Origin of the sequence: Rothia sp. HMSC072B04, from assembly GCF_001813725.1 — a bacterium.
Lineage (GTDB): Bacteria > Actinomycetota > Actinomycetes > Actinomycetales > Micrococcaceae > Rothia > Rothia mucilaginosa.
Genome location: NZ_KV813812.1, coordinates 27,998 through 48,440 on the forward strand (window position 1 = coordinate 27,998; position 20,443 = coordinate 48,440).

13 protein-coding genes are annotated in these 20,443 nt (G+C 62.0%); 9 read left to right on the plus strand and 4 right to left on the minus strand.

Annotation, left to right across the window (positions count from 1 at the left end):
- Window positions 1-28: 28 nt before the first annotated feature.
- Window positions 29-877: a helix-turn-helix transcriptional regulator gene (locus tag HMPREF2928_RS07605; protein WP_070688063.1), complete on the minus strand. Its 849-nt coding sequence runs from the start codon at window positions 875-877 to the stop codon at window positions 29-31.
- A 175-nt stretch (window positions 878-1,052) separates the two neighbouring features.
- Between HMPREF2928_RS07605 and HMPREF2928_RS07610 the strand changes: the two genes are divergently transcribed.
- The 9 genes from HMPREF2928_RS07610 (at window position 1,053) to HMPREF2928_RS07650 (ending at window position 11,901) form a co-directional block, all read left to right on the plus strand.
- Window positions 1,053-2,186 (plus strand): ABC transporter ATP-binding protein, encoded by a 1,134-nt coding sequence (locus HMPREF2928_RS07610; RefSeq protein WP_070688065.1) that lies wholly within the window; start codon window positions 1,053-1,055, stop codon window positions 2,184-2,186.
- Window positions 2,183-3,133 carry an ABC transporter permease gene (locus tag HMPREF2928_RS07615; RefSeq protein WP_070688067.1) on the plus strand — a complete coding sequence of 317 codons (951 nt, stop codon included), beginning with the start codon at window positions 2,183-2,185 and terminating at the stop codon, window positions 3,131-3,133. The genes HMPREF2928_RS07610 and HMPREF2928_RS07615 overlap by 4 nt, the downstream gene beginning before the upstream one ends.
- Before the next feature lie 665 nt (window positions 3,134-3,798).
- Complete coding sequence (gene tkt, locus HMPREF2928_RS07620; protein WP_070688069.1) at window positions 3,799-5,901, plus strand: transketolase; 2,103 nt, start codon at window positions 3,799-3,801, stop codon at window positions 5,899-5,901.
- A 171-nt stretch (window positions 5,902-6,072) separates the two neighbouring features.
- Complete coding sequence (tal, locus tag HMPREF2928_RS07625) at window positions 6,073-7,173, plus strand: transaldolase (RefSeq protein WP_070506337.1); 1,101 nt, start codon at window positions 6,073-6,075, stop codon at window positions 7,171-7,173.
- Between the two features lie 393 nt (window positions 7,174-7,566).
- Complete coding sequence (gene zwf, locus HMPREF2928_RS07630) at window positions 7,567-9,114, plus strand: glucose-6-phosphate dehydrogenase (protein WP_070604267.1); 1,548 nt, start codon at window positions 7,567-7,569, stop codon at window positions 9,112-9,114.
- Entirely contained in the window at window positions 9,111-10,097 is a 987-nt protein-coding gene (locus HMPREF2928_RS07635; RefSeq protein ID WP_070688071.1) for a glucose-6-phosphate dehydrogenase assembly protein OpcA, read from the plus strand. The genes zwf and HMPREF2928_RS07635 overlap by 4 nt, the downstream gene beginning before the upstream one ends.
- Window positions 10,090-11,193, plus strand: a complete 1,104-nt coding sequence (locus tag HMPREF2928_RS07640) for a 6-phosphogluconolactonase (RefSeq protein ID WP_070688073.1) — start codon at window positions 10,090-10,092, stop codon at window positions 11,191-11,193. Before HMPREF2928_RS07635 ends, HMPREF2928_RS07640 begins: the two co-directional genes overlap by 8 nt.
- Window positions 11,194-11,312: 119 nt before the next feature.
- Window positions 11,313-11,564, plus strand: a complete 252-nt coding sequence (locus tag HMPREF2928_RS07645) for a toxin HicA (protein WP_005506120.1) — start codon at window positions 11,313-11,315, stop codon at window positions 11,562-11,564.
- Window positions 11,557-11,901, plus strand: coding sequence for a type II toxin-antitoxin system HicB family antitoxin (locus tag HMPREF2928_RS07650; protein ID WP_070604265.1), 345 nt, complete (start codon window positions 11,557-11,559; stop codon window positions 11,899-11,901). Before HMPREF2928_RS07645 ends, HMPREF2928_RS07650 begins: the two co-directional genes overlap by 8 nt.
- 116 nt (window positions 11,902-12,017) lie before the next feature.
- Here the strand turns inward: HMPREF2928_RS07650 and HMPREF2928_RS07655 are convergent, their stop codons facing one another.
- The 3 genes from HMPREF2928_RS07655 to HMPREF2928_RS07665 all read right to left on the minus strand — a co-directional run bounded on the left by HMPREF2928_RS07655 (window position 12,018) and on the right by HMPREF2928_RS07665 (window position 20,389).
- Entirely contained in the window at window positions 12,018-14,663 is a 2,646-nt protein-coding gene (locus HMPREF2928_RS07655) for a TerD family protein (RefSeq protein ID WP_070688075.1), read from the minus strand.
- 460 nt (window positions 14,664-15,123) lie between these two features.
- Entirely contained in the window at window positions 15,124-17,490 is a 2,367-nt protein-coding gene (locus HMPREF2928_RS07660; protein ID WP_070688077.1) for a DUF6493 family protein, read from the minus strand.
- Window positions 17,483-20,389, minus strand: coding sequence for an endonuclease (locus HMPREF2928_RS07665; RefSeq protein WP_070688079.1), 2,907 nt, complete (start codon window positions 20,387-20,389; stop codon window positions 17,483-17,485). Before HMPREF2928_RS07665 ends, HMPREF2928_RS07660 begins: the two co-directional genes overlap by 8 nt.
- Window positions 20,390-20,443 lie beyond the last annotated feature (54 nt).

The window sequence follows — 20,443 nt, forward strand, 5'->3', positions numbered from 1 at the left end:
CGGAAGGTTTCTCTAGGAATAAGTTTCTCTAGGATTCTTCTGCGTTCTTCTCACTCTCGGCGGTGACGCGGTTCAGGGGCACGTGCGTGGTACACACGTGAGCACCCGAAGCCATGGTTGAAAGCCTACGGACATCAACGCCGAGCAGGTCAGAAATAATCCCGGTTTCCTGCTCGCAGAACACTTGGAAGTCTCCAGCGAGGTCACGTACCGGGCAGTGACCCTGACAAAGCTGAATACTTGCCAGAAAATGCTCGGGAACGGTCCGTCCTGCAGGAGGCGCGGTGACCTGAGCGGTCGCCACAAAACCGTCCTTGCTCATTGCCTCTGCGAGCGCCTGCGCTCTGGCTGCCACGTCATCACCGGCGGCTTCTACGATGGGTCGGTAGCGGGCTTCCATTTCTGCGGCGCGGGCGGAGGCGAAAGCTTCGAGGGCTTCCTGCCCAACCGTGTCGCGGAGCATTTGCAGGGCGTCGCGGGCGATGATGAGGTAGTCGTTGCCGAGGCGTTCGTGGCCCTGGGGGGCAATCACGTAGCGGCGGGCGGGTCGTCCAGCTCCGGCGCCGTGCTTTTTGATGGGCGCGACCTCAATCATGTTGTTGGATTCGAGGGCGTCGAGGTGGCGGCGTACCGCTGCGGGGGTGAGGCTGAGGAGCTCACCGAGGGTTGCTGCGGATACGGGGCCGTTATTGAGGACTTCACGCAGGACGCGGTCCCTGGTGCGTTCTTCTGCCTCGGCTTTGCGCTTGGATGTGCGTGCCGCGGAGGACTTTGTACTGGAAGCACCAGTAGAGCCCGATGCGGCGGTTCGGGTGCCGTTTCGGGTCTGCGCCTCGTTCGTTGAGGCGCGCTGAGGGGTCTTATTCACGGAATACACAAGTAAAGTATGTCCTAATTAGTTTTTCTTTGGCTAGTTAGGTACCCCTACTTGCTAACTTTTCTACCTTAAAGTGAACTTTTGAGTCGTAACGGGCGTGCCTTGAACGTGAGTTAGGGCATAAGATGAAGGGGCACACACGCTCCTTCATCGCAAAAATCGAAAGTGACTGTCTATGGAGACCACCACCGCGGGCCAGCAGGACCACCCTGGGCGTGCATCCGCCGCGCCAACGGCACACGCTGAGCACCACACGGAGCCCAGCGCCTCCCCCACCGCACGACGACGCATCATCACCGAAGAACCGGCGCTCAGCATTAAAGACCTCATCAAAGAGTTCAAACCCTCACGCGCCTTCCGCACCAAATACCCCGAACGGCTCACCGCCAGCGGGCTCTACCGCGCCGTCAACAAGGTCAACCTGCGCGTCTTCCCCGGTGAGGTGGTCGTCCTCCTCGGAGCTAACGGTGCCGGTAAAACCACGACCCTCGCCTGCGCCCAGGGCCTACTCAAACCCACCCGCGGTACCGTGCGCCTACTCGGAGAAAACCCGCTGCAGGCAGACCCGGAGCTGCGCGCCAAGGTCGGCATTATGCTCCAGGACGGCGGCCTGCCCAACGCCATGCACCCCATTCCGCTACTCGAGCACATCTCGACCATGTACACCGACCCGTACCCGGTCGAAGAGCTTGCAGAACGCCTCGGCATTGATGCCTTCAACGGCACCACGATTCGCCGCCTCTCGGGTGGTCAGAAACAGCGCGTCTCCCTCGCCGCCGCCCTCATCGGTCGCCCGGACGTGCTCTTCCTCGACGAGCCCTCCGCGGGCCTGGACCCGCAATCCCGCAACGTCGTCTTCGACATCATTCGTGAACAGCGTGAACTTGGCACCGCAATCGTGCTCACCACGCACCTGATTGATGACGCGCAGAAGCTCGCCGATTACGTCTACATCATTGAAAACGGCGCCACGGTTCAGGAAGGTACCGTCTCCGAGCTCATCGCCAGCGACGGCACGAACCGCCTGCAGTACACACTGGATGCACCCACCCCCACCCGTGAGCAACTGCTGCCCGCACATCTGCGTGCCGGTGTGGAGCTCATCGAGAAGGTGCCCTACACCCCGGCTCGTGACGGCGCACCCTCCGTGCCCGGCGCGTATGAGCTGGTCGGCGCACTACGCCCCGAGCACCTGGCGGCGTTCACCTCAGCGCTCGCCGAACGTTACCTCATGCCGATTTCTCTCACCATGGAACCGAAGACTCTTGAGGATGTCTTCCTCGACATTTCAGGACGTGATATCCGATGAGCAACACCGCACGCACTAACAACAACCGGGCGGCCAACAACCGGGCAACAGAAAACCAAGTAAAAGAAAAGCCTGCAGAAGAGAGCCGAGCGGAAGGGAACCGAATGGAAGAACGCGCCGCGAACACCCGTTCCGCCGTAGACACCCGCCCCAAGGTCTCTTCTATTGACGAAGATGAGGAGTACATTCCCCCGCGCGCGAACTACCCGCTCGTGCGCGTAATCGAGCAGGGCCGCTACGAGACGATGGCGATGCTCCGCAACGGCGAGCAGCTGATGCTCAACATTATTTTTCCCGTCATGGCACTCATTGCGTTGCGGTTTACCGGCCTGATTGATGAGTACGCGAACTCGGTGGGGGTCTCCCGCATGGACGCGGCGGTCCCCGGCGTTCTGGCGCTCTGCGTGATTTCTACGGCGCTGTCCGGTCAGGGCATTGCCACAGGTTTTGATCGCCGCTACGGCGTGCTGCGATTCCTGGCGACCACTCCCCTGGGCCGTAACGGTCTGATCATGGGCAAGTGCATTGCGGTGCTGGTGGTCGTGGCGATTCAGTTCACGCTGGTGGCAGCGCTCGGGTACGGTCTGGGCTGGCGCCCGGACGCTATCGCCGTCTCGCGCTCCATCATCACGATGCTCATGGGCGCCGGCGCGTTTACGGCGCTGGGTCTGCTCATTGCCGGCACGGTGCGCGCGGAGGCGACCCTCGCCATCGTAAATATCGCCTGGGTAATTCTTGCCGGTGCCGGCGGCGTGGTGTTCCCGCTCAAGTCCTTCCCCGACTGGTACGCCGGAATCGTGGCGTGGTCGCCCTCAGCGGCTCTGGGTGACGCGTTGCGTGGCAACTTCATTCAGCATCAGTGGCTCGCCGACCCGCACTGGGTCCTCATTGTGTGGACCGTGGTCATTGGGTTTATTGCCTCGCGCAAGTTCAAGTGGTCCGACTAGAGGCAACGCAAATACAGACAACGCAAGCACAGACAGAGCAAGAGCAGACAGTACTTCTTCTCATCGCAAATTAAAAGGCGGGCGCCGGATATGTTCCGATACATATCCGGCGCCCATTCATATAACACAAACCTTTAGCCTCAACCACACACAAAGTGCACGGTCAGAGACTAAAAGAAAGCACCTCCTCCAGAACCTTTTATCTCACCACCACAGTAAGATAATCAATGGTTCTTACGCGGAGGAGGGGCTTCAATCACCGAGATGCAGACCGACCCAACCACTGTTTCGGTCTGCAACCTTCCTGCTCAACCTTAACATGAGCTTCACCACTTACACAAAAATTGTTACGTTACTGAACAATATTCAGCGCATAGCTCAGAAACACAGCTCAAACGTGCACCGCGAAATCCGCGGAGCCCGCGTTGTAGCGTCGCTTTTTCTCCATCTCAGCCCCGTATCACCCTGTGAATGTCTGCATTCACACACCGGATCCTGCCGCCTCGTGAACTATCCTGTTAAAACGAAAGGGTCGAAACATCCTCCGGGCACCCAGCCACACACGGCACGGGAATAACAGCCTGATGAGAACCGTTACACCCGACGGACAGCGCGCTAGCACAAGCCTGCTGGCGCATCCACTCACGTTGTGAAAGGACACCCACGTGGCAGAGAACTTCCAGTGGACAGAAACCGACCAGCGCGCCGTAGATACCGCACGTATCCTCGCCGCAGACGCCGTAGAAAAGGTCGGATCCGGCCACCCCGGCACCGCAATGAGCCTGGCGCCGGTCGCCTACCTGCTCTTCCAGAAGGTCATGAACCAGGATCCCTCCGACGACCGCTGGGAAGGTCGTGACCGCTTCATCCTCTCCCCCGGCCACACCTCCCTCACCCTGTACACTCAGCTGTTCCTCGGCGGCTACGGCCTGGAAATGAAGGACCTAGAAGCCCTGCGCACCTGGGGTGCCCTCACCCCCGGCCACCCCGAATACAAGCACACCAAGGGCGTAGAAATCACCACCGGCCCGCTCGGCCAGGGCCTGGCATCCGCCGTTGGCTTCGCCTACGCACAGCGCCGTATGCGCGGTATGTTCGACCCCGAAGCAGCGCCGGGCACCTCCCCCTTCGACCACCACGTCTACGTCATCGCCTCCGAAGGTGACGTGCAGGAAGGCGTCACCGCCGAGGCGTGCGCGCTCGCAGGTCACCAGGAGCTCGGCAACCTGATTGTCGTCTGGGACCGCAACCACATCTCCATTGAGGAAGACACCGACGTCGCCTTCACCGAGGACGTGGCCAAGCGCTACGAGTCCTACGGTTGGGACGTTCAGCGCGTGGATTGGACCCGCACCGGCGAGTACGTCGAGGACGTCGCCGAGCTGTACGCCGCCATCGAGCGCGCGAAGGCCGTCACGGACAAGCCCTCGTTCATCGAGCTGCGCACCATCATCGGCTACCCCGCACCGCACAAGCAGAACACCGGCGCAGTGCACGGCTCCAAGCTCGGTGCTGAAGAGGTCGCCGCAACCAAGGAGGTGCTCGGCTTCGACCCCGCCAAGAGCTTCTTCATCGAGGAGAACGTGCTGGCACACACCCGTCAGCTCGTTGAGCGCGGTGCTGCGGCACACAAGGCATGGGACGAGAAGTTCGAGGCCTGGGCCAAGGCTAACCCCGAGCGCGCCGAACTGTACAAGCGCCTCGTCGCAGGCGAACTGCCCGCAGACTACAAGGCTGCCTTCCCTGTGTTCGAGGCTGGCACCTCCGTGGCAACCCGCGCGGCGTCCGGCACCGTCATCAACGCTATCGCTGACACATTCCCCGAACTGTGGGGCGGCTCCGCTGACCTCGCCGGCTCGAACCTGACCACCATCAAGGGTGCAGAGTCCTTCAACCCGGCATCGCGCAGCACCGAAGACTGGACCGGCAACCCCTACGGCCGCGTGCTGCACTTCGGTATTCGTGAGCAGGCTGCCGCAGCCATCGTCAACGGCATCGTGCTCTCCTCCCCGACCCGCGCGTTCTCGGGCACCTTCTTCGTGTTCTCCGACTACCAGCGTCCGGCTGTTCGTCTCTCCGCGCTGATGGGCGTTCCCGCACTGTACGTGTGGACCCACGACTCCATTGGTGTGGGCGAGGACGGCCCCACCCACCAGCCGATCGAGCACCTCTCCTCTCTGCGCGCTATCCCCGGCTTCGACGTGGTTCGCCCCGCGGACGCTAACGAAACCGCCGTCGCATGGCGCACCATCCTGGAGAAGTCCGACCGCCCCGCAGGTATCGTGCTCTCCCGTCAGAACCTGCCCGTCTGGGCTCGTGAAGACGTGCACGCAGACGCTGAGGGTGAGAAGTTCGCTTCCGCTGAGGGCACCGCACGCGGCGGCTACATCATGGCTGACACCGAGGGCACCCCGGACGTCATCCTGATCGCTACCGGCTCCGAGGTTGAGCTCGCTGTTCAGGCTCGCGCAACCCTCGCAGAGCAGGGCATCGCGGCTCGCGTGGTCTCCATGCCCTCGCGTGAGTGGTTCGCTGAGCAGGACGCAGAGTACCGCGAGTCGGTTCTGCCCTCCTCGGTTGTAGCCCGCGTCTCCGTCGAGGCTGGCCTGGCGATGAGCTGGTACGACCTGCTCGGCACCGCCGGCCGCGCCGTATCCATCGAGCACTTCGGTGCATCCGCCGATGCGAAGACCCTGTACCGCGAATTCGGTATCACTGCGGAGGCTGTCGTGGCCGCCGCTAAGGATTCCATCGACGCCGCTAAGTAGGCAGTAACAACGCCGCGGTAACTGCCGCGCACACTGCGCTCCCCCTGTACGGGTGGGGTGCGGACGCAACGGGTAGGCTCCGGCTGACCGCTCAGCCGGAGCCTCCCGCCGCCCAGAAGATTTCACTGATATCTCAAATTTCAATTTCGACAAAGAATCGAAGGTTTTCACATGTCTGAGTCCACTCAGAAGCTTTCCGACGCCGGCGTCTCCATCTGGCTTGACGACCTCTCCCGTGAGCGTCTGACCAGCGGCAACCTCGCCGAACTCATCAAGACCCACAACGTCGTCGGTGTGACCACCAACCCCACCATCTTCGCTGGCGCGCTCTCCAAGGGCGCCGCATACGCCGAGCAGATGCGTGAACTTGCCGCCGCCGGCGCAAGCGTTGAAGAGGCAGTCTTCGCCGCAACCTGCGACGACGTGCGCGCAGCCTGCGACGTGTTTGCACCCGTTTACAAGGCATCCAACGGTTTTGACGGCCGCGTCTCCATCGAGGTTGACCCCCGCCTGGCACGCGACGCCGAAGGCACCGCCAAGATGGCACGTGAACTCTACGAGCGCGTGGGCCGCGAAAACGTCATGATTAAGATCCCCGCAACCCAGGAAGGCCTGCGCCCCATCGCGGAAACCCTGGCTGCTGGCATCAGCGTGAACGTGACTCTGATCTTCTCCCTGACCCGCTACCGCGAGGTCATCAACGCCTACATGCTCGGCCTGGAGCAGGCGCTGGAGAACGGTAAGGACCTGTCCACCATCCACTCGGTCGCATCCTTCTTCGTCTCCCGCGTAGACACCGAAATCGATGCACGCCTCGAAGCTGCCGGCGGCGACGCTGTGCAGCTCAAGGGCAAGGCAGGCCTGGCAAACGCACGCCTCGCCTACGAGGTGTTCGAGGAAATGTTCTCCTCCGAGCGTTGGGCACGCCTGCAGGCACACGGCGCAAACGTACAGCGCCCGCTGTGGGCATCCACCGGTGTGAAGGACCCCTCGCTGCCGGACACCCTGTACGTCACCGGCCTGGTCGCACCCAACACCGTGAACACCATGCCCGAGGCAACCCTGAACGCTGTTGCCGATCACGGCGAGGTTACCGGCAACACCATCGTGCCGAACTACTCCGAGTCCAACAACGTTCTGGACGCTATCTCCGTTCACGTCTCCTACCCGGAGGTCGTGGAAAAGCTCGAGGTTGAGGGCCTGTCCAAGTTCGACGTCTCCTGGGAAGAGCTGCTGCAGACCGTCCGCGAAGCACTCGAGCAGGCTAAGTAAAACCAGGCGACACAGCCGAATCTACAGCTGCTGAAATTCGGAAGCCACTGAAGTTCAGCAGCCGCTGAAATATAGCGCATGACCAATGCGTTCCCGGTGTGCACCACCCGACGCACACCAACCGATATGCACGCCCAACATATTGTGGGCACAGCACCAATCCGCCGGGATTCTCGTAGAGATTCTGACCGGGATTTTCGCCAGGGTTCCCGCAGGGCTTCACCGCCCGGGGCGTCCCAGGGAATCTCGGCGAATTAGGGTGCCACTGAGACAATCCCGTCAAAACCGGTACAATACAGGGTACACACCTTCCAGAATGCGGCATCGCCTCCGCGCGACAAGGTACGAACCGCGCGCCGCACGAACCAACCAAGGCAATCAAAGGAATATATTGTGACTATCGGTCATGAAGCGAACCCCCTCAGGGACACTCGCGACCGCCGCATTACCCGCATTGCGGGGCCGTCCGCGCTCGTCTTCTTTGGCGTAACCGGTGACCTGGCCCGCAAGAAGCTGCTTCCGGCAGTGTATGACCTCATGAACCGCGGTTTGCTCCCCCCGAGCTTCGGCCTTGTCGGCTTCGGCCGCCGCCCCTGGAGCGATGACGATTTCCGTTCCTACGTACGCGAATCCGTTGAAGCACACGCCCGTACCCCCTTCCGCGAAGACGTATGGAACCAGTTCCAGCAGGGCATGCGATTCGTCGTAGGTGCCTTTGACGACGACGCAGCCTATGAACAGCTCAAGAGCACCCTCGCCGAACTCGACGAGCGTGGCGCTCACGGCAACCACGCCTTCTACCTCTCCATCCCCCCGAAGGCATTCGAGCAGGTCCTCACCAAGCTCGCCGAACACGACCTCGCATCCCGCGATAACGACACCATCAACCCCGTAGACGGTTGGCGCCGCGTGGTCATTGAGAAGCCCTTCGGTCACAACCTTGAAAGCGCACGCGAACTGAACTCCATCGTGGAGGCAGTCTTCCCACCCGACGCAGTGTTCCGAATCGACCACTACCTGGGCAAGGAAACCGTGCAGAACATCCTGGCGATGCGTTTCTCCAACCAGATGTTCGAACCGCTCTGGAACTCCAACTACGTTGACCACGTCCAGATCACCATGGCAGAAGACATCGGCATCGGCTCCCGCGCAGGCTACTACGACGGCGTGGGTGCAGCCCGCGACGTCATCCAGAACCACCTGTTGCAGCTGCTCGCCCTCACCGCCATGGAAGAGCCCCTCAGCCTCGACGCCAAGCACCTGCGCGCCGAAAAGGCTAAGGTCCTCGAAGCGCTCCGCATTGACGATCTGCCGAACTCCTTCGCGCTCGGCCAGTACGCCGCAGGCTACCAGGGCGGCGAGCACGTCAACGGCTTCTTCGACGAAAACGACATCCCCGCAGACTCCCGCACCGAAACCTTCGCAGCGCTGAAGGTGTCCATCGCAAACCGCCGCTGGGAAGGCACCCCCTTCTACCTGCGCGCCGGCAAGCGCCTGGGCCGCCGCGTCACCGAAATCGCCGTGGTCTTCAAGAAATCCTCCGACCGTCTCTTCGGCGAACGTGAAAACCCGCAGGTCGGCCAGAACGCCATCGTCATCCGCGTGCAGCCCGACGAAGGCATGACCATCCGATTCTCCGCGAAGGTGCCCGGCACCCAGATGGAAATCCGCGACGTCAACATGGACTTCGGCTACGGCCACTCCTTCACCGAAGAGTCCCCCGAAGCCTACGAACGCCTCATCCTGGACGTTCTGCTCGGCGAGCCGCCGCTGTTCCCCCGCCACGAAGAAGTTGAGCTCTCCTGGAAGATCCTCGACCCCTTCGAAGAGTACTGGGAAGAAAACCGCATTAAGCCTGAACCCTACGAGTCCGGTTCGTGGGGTCCGCGTTCAGCACACGAGATGCTTGAGCGTGACAACCGCGCTTGGAGGCGCCCGTGATCTCGCACCTGCATAACACCACCGTTTCCGCTATCAACAAGGAACTGAGCCACCTGACTGCCGCCAACGGTAGCCTCAGCAGCGGACGAGTTCTCACCCTCGTTGTTCTCGCGGAAAAGGGCCACTCCCGCGAAGCAATGCGCGCCGCGATTCGTGCCTCCCACGAACACCCGAGCCGCATTATTGTGCACATCTCCCACGATCCGCTCGACCCCGACCAGCTGGATGCAGAAATCCACCTCGGCGGCGACACCGGCGCATCCGAGATGATTGTTCTGCGCGGCTGGGGTAGCGCATCTCGCCCGACCGAAGCACTGATCTCCGGTCTACTGCTGCCGGACTCCCCGATTGTGGTCTGGTGGCCGCACTCGGTGCCCGAGAACCCGGCACAGCACTCCATCGGTCGTATCGCGCAGCGTCGCATTACCGACTCTGCACGCGCCGACGACCCGAAGGAAGCGCTGCGTAAGCTCACCGACGTATTCCGGGCAGGCGACACCGCCCTGGCATGGACCCGCCTCACCCTGTGGCGCACCCAGCTGGCAGCGCTCATGGAGCAGATGCCTTCCTCCCCCGTGCGCCGCGTGGTTGTGTGGGGTTCGAGCAAGTCCCCGTCCGTGGTGCTGCTCGGTACGTGGCTCGGTTGGAAGCTTGAAGCGCCCGTGCACCTCGCCACCATCGGCGCGGCAAACCGTGGCCTGTACCGCGTCAGCATTGAGCGTGAAGACGGTTCGGTGACGATGTTCCGCCCCGGCATTTCCGTGGCGACCATCTCCACCCCGTACGCACCCGACCAGCAGATTGCACTGCCGGTGCGCACCCTCGCCGAGTGCATCTCTGAGGAGTTGCGCCGCCTCGACCCGGACGACACCTACGGTGACGTGCTGAAGCAGGCGCTGTGCACCGTAACCCTCGTCGATGACACCTGCCAGCCTGAAGACATGCTGGACCTCGAAGAATACCCGGAGGTTTTCGATGCCTAAGATTCAGAACATGGGCGCATCCACCCCCACCCTGGTGGCGCACCCGACCCGCGACGCTCTCGCAGAGGACGCGGTGACCCGCATCCTCGACATCATTGAGCACGTGCTCTCTGAGCGCACGATTGCCCACATTTCGCTGACCGGCGGCACCATGGGTATCGCCACTTTGAAGGCGTGGGCTGAGAACGAGCGCGTGAAGGATATCGACTGGTCCCGCGTGCACTTCTGGTTCTCCGATGAGCGTTACGTGCCCGAGCGTAGCCCCGAACGTAATGACGGTCAGGCTATTGAGGTGCTGCTCGCTCCCCTGCTGTCGCACGGCCTGGTCGTGGGCAATGTGCACCGCATGGGTCCGTCCGATATTTTTACCGGCCTGGAAGCTGCAGCTGAGCACTACGCCTTTGAGATGCGTGACTACGCCGGTTCTGCACCGGCTGTGAGCGTGCAGATGCCCGAGGGCGCAACCGAATTGCCGCTGGCTGGCGGTCACGGTGGTGGCGCAGGTCATGAGCACGGCGGCTCCGGTGGCTGTGGTTGTGGTGGCGGCGGTTGTGGTGGCGGCGGTTGTGGTTCTTCCGCACCCGAGCAGTCCATCGAAGAGACCACCCTGGATGAATTTGATGCTGAGGCTGCTGAGCCCGCAGGTGGTTGCGGATGCGGCGGCGGAGGCTGCGGTGGTGGCGGCCAGTGGCCCGCGCCGGTCTTTGACATCACCCTGCTGGGCATGGGCCCGGACGGTCATATTGCTTCCCTGTTCCCGGGCCGTAAGCAGGTTCTGCTGGGTACCGGCCTGCCGGAGGACCCGGTTGAGGGCGGTAAGGCTGTGACCGTGATGGTTTCTGATTCGCCGAAGCCGCCGGCTGAGCGCGTGTCGGTGACCCTGCCGATTATCAATAATTCGCGTCACGTGTTCTTCCTCATCACCGGTGAGGATAAGCAGGACGCGACCAGCCGCCTTCTGGCTGGCGCGAAGCTGGACGCTGAGGACCTGAACGCGGAGTTGCTGCTGGAGACCCCGGCGGTGGGTGCGCGCGGTAAGAAGCAGACCCTGATTTTTGCTACTGAGGAGTCGCTGGCTCCTGAGAACCGCCCGTAAGGTTCTGGTTCTGAACTGCATCAACAAAAGAGTGGAGCCCCGGATAGTTTCGACTATCCGGGGCTTTTCTCTATGGTTTTACACCACCCCGAATGGTACTAGAAGTGGTACTATAAAGTATGCCGAGTATTGAAGATTTAGTTGCGAAGATGGCCTCCAGCCCTCAAAACGTTACTTTCACTCAACTTCAAAAGGTATGCACCCATTTCTTTGGAGCGCCGCGTATCCGCGGTTCTCACCACTACTACAGCACCCCCTGGCATGGTGACCCTATTGTCAACATTCAACAGGGAAACTCCGGTAAAGCAAAGAAATACCAAGTCAAGCAGGTTCTAACTGCCATTCGAAAACTGGAGAATAACGATGACTAGTACTCTCCCCCGCCAAGAGCTCTACACCTACCGCGTCGAGTGGTCTGAAGACGACCAGGAATTTGTCGGAACTGTCGCCGAATTTCCCAGCCTCTCATACCTGGCTCCGACCTCGACCGAGGCATTCGCAGGTATCCGAGAAGTCGTCGCCGACACCCTCGAAATCCTTGAAGAAGACGGCCGCGAGGCACCCGAACCGTTCTCTCTGCGTTCCTTCTCAGGACGATTCAACTTGCGTGTTTCACCGCAATTGCATCGTCGTCTGGTTCAGCAGGCAGCGCTTTCTCACCAGAGCCTGAACCAGTACGTGAGCCAACAGCTCGAAGCAGTCGCCTAAGTAAGCCAGTATGTCTTCATCATCCAACGAAGATTCCAAAATGTTATGACATGACAAAAGAGTGGAGCCCCGGATAGTTTCGACTATCCGGGGCTCCACTCTTTTGCTACGCCTACCTACTGTTCAGCAGCGGCAGGATTCTGTGGATCCTGTTCCTGGGCCTCCTCCGCTTCGTTCTCAAAGCCCACGTACAGTGCCGCCAGCGACGGAACCGTCGCCTCCAGCACCTGCTGCGCCTCCTCGGGGCTCGCCGCAAGCTTCGCGCCGGTCAACTGCAGGTACTCGCGCACCGTCATGGGCTGCGCCCAGTCAAAGTGCTCACGCACGGCGGTGATGTTCGCGCCAGACTGCAGCACATTAATGCCGCGGGCAAGACCAATATCCGTCACCTTCACGATAGCGTCAGTCTCATCAGGAATGTCGTACGGGTCGCGGTTCTGCAGATCCACGATGAACGGCAGCACGCCGCGGCTCTCAGCGCGCAAGGTGAACTTGGTGTGCACCTGGCTCACCTCGTGCACCTCGCCCACACCCACGGCGGGAACCACCATGAAGCCCGCCTGCAAGTCGTTCACCGCGGCCAGGGTGTGTGCCTCCCCGAAACCGGAGTACAGCTGCACCACCGGCACGAGGTAGCACACCTCCGCCTTGAGCGCCTTGCGAGCCTCAATGTCGATGTACTCCCAGGCGCCTCCGGTACCGTCCGTAATGTCGCCCGAGTGATGCGCGTAAATGGCGCCCTGGCTGTTCTTCACGGTCTGCGACCAGTAGCTGATCTTGTCCATGTAGTTGCCTTCGGCGTCGAACATCATCAGCGACAGGTCAATGTCCACGCCCTCATCCCAGAAGCAGAAGAGGCGAATCACGCCGGTGGGCGGCAGGTGCACCGTCGAGGTGTTGTAGCGGCCCATACCGTCCAGGGAGGGGCGGGCACTGCGTGTGTTCAGCGGCATAATCGTATCACCCACCTGCTCGGGCAGGTAGATGCTGGTCTCGGCAAGACGGCCGGACAGGCCAATCTCGACCAGGCGCTCCAGCAGGTCCAGCACGACCGGGCTGTACTCGCGCGCCGGAATCATGGTGGCGATACCGGTCTTGGACAGGTTCATGCGCTGCGGGGCGGCAGGCTGAGTCTTCTGAGCGGACGCCGCGCGGCGCTCCTCGCGCTGGCTCGCGGCAGGTTCGGAACCGACCGGGATAGAAGGCAGCGGGTTCTCCGGGCCGGAATTATCCCCAAAGAACGAGCCCAGCGGGTTCGGGATGCCCGCGTTCTGCATGATGTTCTGAACCCTCGCGACGCCCTCCGGGTTGCGGCGCGCGTAGTCGGCGAGCTCCCGGTCCTCCTGCACCGCCACCGGGTTGGCGGGGCGCTCCTTCGGCGGGTTCGCAAGCGCGTTACGCTGCAGGGTCACCAGGTTGCGGATCTGCACCAGGATGGGCGCGGAAACGCGCGGCGCCACGGCGGCAAACGCGTCAAAGATGACCTGCTGGCCGGGGCTCGGTGCGGTATCGATGCCGTAGCGAGGCGCTTCGAAAGCATCCAGGGCGCGCACCAGCTGGCGTGCAAACACGCCGGGACGGGTCGAGAGCAGACGTGCCACGTTCTGCGCATCCCGAGTTGCGTAGGCGCGGTCCACCAGCGACTCGAAGCTGTACACCTCGCCGCAGTACAGGTCGTCAGCCCAGCGGCTCAGCGCGGTCAGTGACGGGTAGTCGCCGGGGTGAATTGCCTTGACGAGGCGCTTGTACATCTCTGCATTGGGCGCGCTGTCGTAGCGGGCACCAACCGGGTCAGCCTCCAGTACCCGGTTGAGCAGGTGAGCGATGCGGGTGCGTTCGCTACGGCGTAGCTTCAGGCGCGGCGCGATGCTCAGGCTCAGATCCCCCACCGTGCCGTTGAAGCGCAGACGCGAGTATGCGGCGGCGAGAGCGAGCGCCTCCTTCATAGTGTGCAGACGCTCAGCGTCTTCGGGGTGCAGGCAGGCGGCGATGAACACGCGGTTCTCGCGGCTGGTGTTCTCTGGTCGGGCAACCGGCAGCGCGTCATGCTGGGCGAGGAAACGACGCAACGCCACAAGGTCGCGCTGGTCGGTCTGGTTGTACGCCTGCTGCTGACCGAGCAGCTGCTGGTAGAGGGCACCCGCCATGATCAGGGCGTTCTGCACGCCGCTGACCATCTGCAGGGGTCGGCGGTTGCGTTCCATGCTGGTGAAGTTGGAGCGGCTCATCGGCTGCTGCCACTCGTAGGGCACGTAGTTCTCGGGCAGGCCGCCAAGGATGCGCTCGGTGCCGTCCGGGTTGTAGTACGGGTTGGAGAGGTAGTGCATGATCTGCTCGGTGTAGCGCTGCTCGTCGGTGAGCGTCAGGGCGCGCAGATCAAAGTCGCGGCGGAATACGCGGCCGGGACGGTACCCGTATTCGTAGGACCAGATAGTCGCGAACAGGGCAAATTCGTTGGCGCTGGCGTTCAGCGCCTGGGCGAGGGACTCAGGGCTGAGGGTCAGACCGCAATTGCTCAGGACGGATACTCGCCCCAGGTCGGTGTCGAATGCGCCGGAGTGGTGCAGCTCGTTAATGCTCGAGTAGTTCGAGCGGTAGTAGGGGCCGTACAGGTCGGTGAAGACGTATACGCCGTAGCGGCGCATCAGGATGAGGCGCACGAGGGGGCTGAGGCCCTCGGGCGCTTCGCCGTGAAGGTAGGCGGATTCGTTGAAATAGGGTGATTCCTGCAGGTAGGGGGATGCATCGTAGGGAGTGGTCACGGGTCGTCCTTTCCGTTGGTCTCACCCGGCTGTCACCGTCGGTGGTGTGTCTATGTTCTTATCGTAGCGGCGTGGGTGCGGGTTGTCGCGGGGTTTGGTCATCGGTGACCTGCGGGGGCAACAGGCGGTTACGTAAGCGGAGCCTAGGCGGTGTTTATCCGTCGCCTGTTTATCCGCCGCTTGTTTATCCGCCGCATGCTTGTCCATCAGCCGCTTATCTGTCAGCCGCGTGGGAACGGGGGATTAAAAGAAAAATGGCGGGAAGCGAAGAATCCGATAAATATAGGAAAAGATATTTCAGAAAGTAGGACTCTTCATGATCCGCCATTACCTATAGAGTACTCCCGCCCCGCGACGGTGGTCAAGCCGTTTCGTCACCGAAGCATGCTCGGGTTTTCCACCCGCCGGTGAGGCTCTAGCTAAGGAACAAGTAGCCTCACCGGCAGGTAGGTTTTTCGGGTTAGGACTCCCCGAGCAGGGCGAGCGCAGCTTCGCGGGCGGCAAGTGCCTCCTCAGTCACGCGCGGGGTCACCGCGGCCAGGGCACGCAGGCTCTTCGCCAGCACCGTGGAGCCCTTCATCTTCGGCTCCAGGACGGCGGGGATTTCAACCGGCGTGCCGTACAGCTCGGCAAGCTCCACCGCAAGCTTCACAAGGGACGCACCCTGACCCACCTGCGGAGCCAACGGAAGAATCCAGCGCACCGTCTGGAAGACAGACCACCCCGCCAAGGGACTCAACGAAGCGGCATCGTTCAACGTCTGCACCAGACGATTCGCCCCGAACCAGCCGTGCTCCAGGAGGTACCCGAGCTCACTGGCGAAAAGGTGCGCATCCCAGTTGCCGCGGTCAATGAGGGAGGCAATCGTCTCCGCCGTCAACGCGCGACGCTCCGGGGCGTACACTACAGAAGCCCACGCCAGGAAGTTATACGACGGCACACCCAGAGCACGCTCCGCCGCACCGAGCGTCTGCATAACCTCCTCAAAACCGTGAAGACGAGAGAACTGATACACGCTCAGCAGCGGCTTATACTGCGCCGCCAGAAGGTCCGGGTTGTGGCGCATCGCCCAGGCGTACCAGCCGCATACTAGGGCAACAGACGGCACCTCGGCATGTTCCAGGGAACGCCCCGGATACTCCACACAGGCACCAGCCACCGTGTATGCCGCCGCCGTGAACGTACTCCGCTCCGTGGCTAGCTCCTCCCCCGGCACCTGCCACAGCTCATAGGTGGAATCATTCACCTCATACTCGCCGTGCAGAACCTTCGGAAACGCCTCACGGTACGACTTGAAACGAATCACCGTACGCTCAAAAGAACGCTCCACCGCAGGCAGCGGCTCAGCCAGCAGAGGCGCAAAGCCCTGCCCAGCCGCACCCTCGCTACTATAGGGCTGATCCCCGAACGCAACGCGAAGTTGCTCGTGGAATAGTGCCGTGGGCGAACGGTACGCCCAATATTCGCTACCCTTGCGCGAGTACCCCCTGAAATGAAAATCAGCACCCTGAAAACGACCCGTGTGCTCGGTGAGTGCTGCCTGCGGGTCAGGGTCTGCGGCGTGCACATGCTGGACCAGCAGCCGGTACGCCAGATACCGCAATTGGTCGCGACCGTCATGCCAGGCACGGCTCAGGTAGCGGCGCAGATGCTTCTGAAAAGCGGGACTGAACTCAATAACTCGCCCCTCCTGATGCGCCCGGTGCAGGTAGCTCAGCAGCGCCGGGATGCGGCGGACAGACTGCTCCCTCTCGTTGAGGTGGTAGAGGGCGAACAGCAGCTCTTCGCAGTCCCGGTCATTGCGAATAGCATCCCGGGTAGCTTCGGAGGCGCGCCCCGCCTGCGGCGCCGCGTTGAGGGCGGCGTTCACCTCCGAGGCTGAGAGCCCAAGGGCAGGGACATCCGGAATCTGCACACTACGGGGCGGCTGATCTGAGGCAGCAGACTGGGTGGGGGCAGACTGAGCCGAGCCAGGCTGAATCGAACTAGGCTGTGCAGGCACAGTGTCAGGGCACAGCTTCTGCGCGCGATCGCGCAGCTCCAGAGGAAGAACCTCCACAGCATCCTGCGCGTAAGCAGACACCTCCCCGGCACGTTCCGGCACCGCCCGAACACTCAACTCAAGCACCTTCAAACCGGCAGTCATCAGCTTCTTCTCACGCCGGAACAGCAGCTGCGCGGCGCCAGGTAGCGCCTCCGCCACCAGGGTTTGAAGCTCACCAGCAGGCAGCGGCGGCAGACCGGCAGGGGCAGAACCGCCAGACGGCGCGCAGACCTGCAGAACACTCTGCAGCATCTGCGCACCCACAGCAGCCGTGGTCGCCACCGGCGAAGCCAACAACGCCGGAATCAGCGCACCGTGCCGAGCATAGGATTGCGCCTGACCCACCAAAGCCTGCTTACGTTCAGCGCCGCGCAGCCCCTTCGGAACCGCCGTCAGAGCCTCAAAGGCACGAGAGAAAACGCGGGCGTTCTGCGGCGCATAATCACGTAGCAACGCCTGAACGCACTCCTGCTCAATCCGGGCTCGATACTGCGGAAAACGCTCCGCCAAATACACCAGCAAATCATGACCGCAAATAGTCAGCTGCGCATCATAAATAAACCAGAGTGCTAGACCATTCGAGGGCATGGCGCCCTCCACGGTAAACAGCGCCCAGATTTTTTCCCAGTGTTCTGGATGCTCCCTGAAAAACTCGGCAATCACCTCATCATCCATAGAGCGCATGGAACGACCCGGCACGATACGCCACAGGAACTCCTGCAGGTATTCGGCGCTCCACGCAGGCGCCGCAGGATGCACGCCTTCAGGCACAGTATTAGGCACCGCTCTCACCCAGTAGCGCAAGCGCGGCCTCGTGGGCGGCAAGCGCCTCCTCAGTCACGCGCGGGGTCACCGCAGCCAGGGCGCGTAGTGCTTTCGCCAGCACGGTAGAGCCCTTCATCTTCGGCTCCAGCTCGGAGGGGATTTCAACCGGCGTACCGTACAGTTCGGCAAGCTCCACCGCCAGGCGCACATAGTCGCCGCCCTTCGTCAACTCACCAACCATCGGCAGCAGCAGGCGCAGAACCTGCAGCACACGCCAACCCGCCAGCGGACTAATAGCCGACACCTCACGCAGGGTCGCCACCAGGCGGTTCGCAAGGACCATCCCGTCCTCCAGAGCCCACTTCAGGGTCTCCGCGAAGGTTGACGCATCCAGCAGGCCCGCCTCAAAGAGCGCCGCAATGGCCTCTGCCGCCGCCAGACGGTACTCAGGATTCTTCGCGCTCGCCACATAGCCGAGCAGGGTGCAGGTCGGGGCGCCCACCTGCACAGTGGGCTCCCTCAACGCACGCATCAGCACGGGAACGGGGGTGACGGTCTTCTCCTCAACGCACTGCGAAGCGGCGAACAGGAAGTATGCAGAGAGCAGGTCCGGGTTGTTCTGAAGCAGCCAGGAGGACCACTCGGTAAGCGCCGTCATGAAGTCGCCCTGCCATCCGTATGATTCAGAAGCATTCGGCAAAAAGGTGAAGGGAATGAACGCGGTGTTCAGCACCTCGTAGGCGATGGCCTCCTCGGGGCTCATGCCAGCGGTTGCGTGGCTCAGCGCCTCGCGCGCCTCATCCACGGTATCCACGATATCGCTCTCGACCTGCCACATCGGTTCATGACGAACAAAGTCGGCGGCAACAAATTTTCCGGTGGGTTCTCCCGCTTGGCTAGCTTTACGGTATTCCTCAACCTTGCTGTCATTAAGGCCGGAATAGTAGACGCTCCAGGGGATATCCAGGGCAGAAACAGTGCGATAAGTCCAGTCGCTGTAGGTCAGCTGACGGGCGGGTAGCGGTGCGCTCAGCAGGGGCACCGTGCGACCTTCCGTGTGGTACTCTCCCCCGGCGGCGACGGCACGCATCTGCTCGCGGAAGATCTTGTAGAGGTCACGGTAGCCTTCTAGCGACGTGTAGCCAGGGTCCCAGAGGTGGTGCTTATTCTGGACGACCAGGCGCACCATCTCTTCTGTAGAAATGAGCTTGCTATGGTCGCTGGAGCGCCGCCATATCAGCTGGCTACGTTCAAAACGCTGCATGATCGAAGCCATTTCGGAAATTTCCTCAGACTTGTATCCCGCGGCCTCGGCGTTAGCTTCCAACACGGCGCAGAGCGCAGGCATGTACGCGACGTTGTTGTAGCTGTAATGGTCAGCAATTTTGCGCAGGGTACGAAGCTGCTGCTGATCCACCGGTGCCAGCTGCCCAGTTGCTGCAAAGTGGTAAAGACGCACCAGGTTCTCACCAGTAGCGCGGGGGCTCTTCTCCCCCGCCACACGGCCGGAGGTGGTGTTCGATTCCTCGATCAGCAGGGCGCAGAACTCGTCCAGATCCGCAATGGGGGTGAACGACTCATGGTGCGGGGTGCCGGGCAACAGCACCGGCGGCACCTCTACGGAGGCGCCCGCCGCCTCCGCCTCTTCCGGCTGGGGTAGGCGGTCTTCGGGCAGGCAGGCTTCCGCAGCGCCGCGCAACTCCAGGGGTAGCACCTCGTAGGCTTCAAGAACACGGTCAGCAACATAGTTGGCGAGCGCCACCTGCTCGGCGGTTTGCGCCTTCTTGCGCTTGGCTTTGCTCACACCGGCGTATTGGGTGGCAATGAGCTTGAGCAGGCGCAGGGCGCCGCGCTGAATCTTCTTTTCGGTGCGGTAGAGGTTCGCGCCGAGTGCGTCGATGAGCTGTTCCAGCTCAACCTGTTCGAGGGGCTGCAGGTCGGGGGTTTTCTGCAGTGCGGCGGGTGCGCAGGCTTTGAGCACGTTCTGCAGCATGGTCTGGGCGAATCCGACGGAGGCGCTGGGCTCTGCGGTGAGTACAGCCATGAGCTGCCCGAAGCGTGCCCGGTTTTCTGCGTCGGTGGGCTGCAGGTCGGTGTAGATGGAGTGGAATGCAGCCGAGTTGAAGGCGCTGAAATCGCTGGTCAGGCCGCGTAGCAGGGCGTCCAGAATCTCGTCGCGAATGTCGAAGTATTCGCCCATGAGTCGGCACAGTTCCGCGCTTTCGCCCATGTAGTTGCCATAGCCCTTGAAGAGCACCCCTTCGGTGCGGAAAACAGCCCAAAACTCCTGGTCGAGCAGGGTCATGTCGCGGGTGAAGAAGGTTTTGAGCTGGGCGTGGTTGCTGGCGCTGTCCTTCTTCACGCAGGGCAGGGCTTCGTGCAGGAAAAGGACCAGGTATTCGGGGGCATCGCAGCTCAGGTTGCGGGCGCGAAGCAGCGTGTAGCAGGTTTCCCAAATCTTCTTCGAGCGCGCCCAAGAGTTCGACAGGCCCTCAATAAAACGCAGAATCCACTCGTCGGGGCGTTCGGTGGCGCCGAGCAGGAACGCGTCAATCAGCTGCTGATCCGGGCGCCCCTCCCAGAGCAGGGTGCGCATGGCGCGGCCGGCGGAACGGTGGTATTCCCACGGGTCACCGTCGGGGGTGCGCACGAGTGCGCCGGCAACGTAGGCGGCAAGCGGGGTGCGGTTAATGTGGTCGCTACCGATAACGCTCTTAGGGGTGAGGGTTCGGGCGAGGGAGGCGCGCTCCTCCTCGGTGGCGCCGGTGATGACGGCGTGGTATTCCTGCACGTCAGTTGATTCTGCCGCCATGAGGGCTTTGAGGGCGGCACGGCGCTCTTCGAGGGTGCGCTCACCGGCGTTATGATCGCTGGCGCTGCGCTCGTTAGGGTTGTGCGGCTGGGCGGTATCAGTCATTGGTACCTGCTTTCAGAGTTGATGGTGAATGGTTGTGAAGAGTTGAACGGGTGC

Bases quoted from the DNA above. Each gene is read 5' to 3' on its own strand.
- HMPREF2928_RS07610 (WP_070688065.1), top strand. From the start codon at position 1,053: ATGGAGACCACCACCGCGGGCCAGCAGGACCACCCTGGGCGTGCATCC.
- HMPREF2928_RS07615 (WP_070688067.1), top strand. From the start codon at position 2,183: ATGAGCAACACCGCACGCACTAACAACAACCGGGCGGCCAACAACCGG.
- tal (WP_070506337.1), top strand. From the start codon at position 6,073: ATGTCTGAGTCCACTCAGAAGCTTTCCGACGCCGGCGTCTCCATCTGG.
- HMPREF2928_RS07640 (WP_070688073.1), top strand. From the start codon at position 10,090: ATGCCTAAGATTCAGAACATGGGCGCATCCACCCCCACCCTGGTGGCG.
- HMPREF2928_RS07645 (WP_005506120.1), top strand. From the start codon at position 11,313: ATGCCGAGTATTGAAGATTTAGTTGCGAAGATGGCCTCCAGCCCTCAA.
- HMPREF2928_RS07650 (WP_070604265.1), top strand. From the start codon at position 11,557: ATGACTAGTACTCTCCCCCGCCAAGAGCTCTACACCTACCGCGTCGAG.
- HMPREF2928_RS07665 (WP_070688079.1), bottom strand. From the start codon at position 20,389: ATGACTGATACCGCCCAGCCGCACAACCCTAACGAGCGCAGCGCCAGC.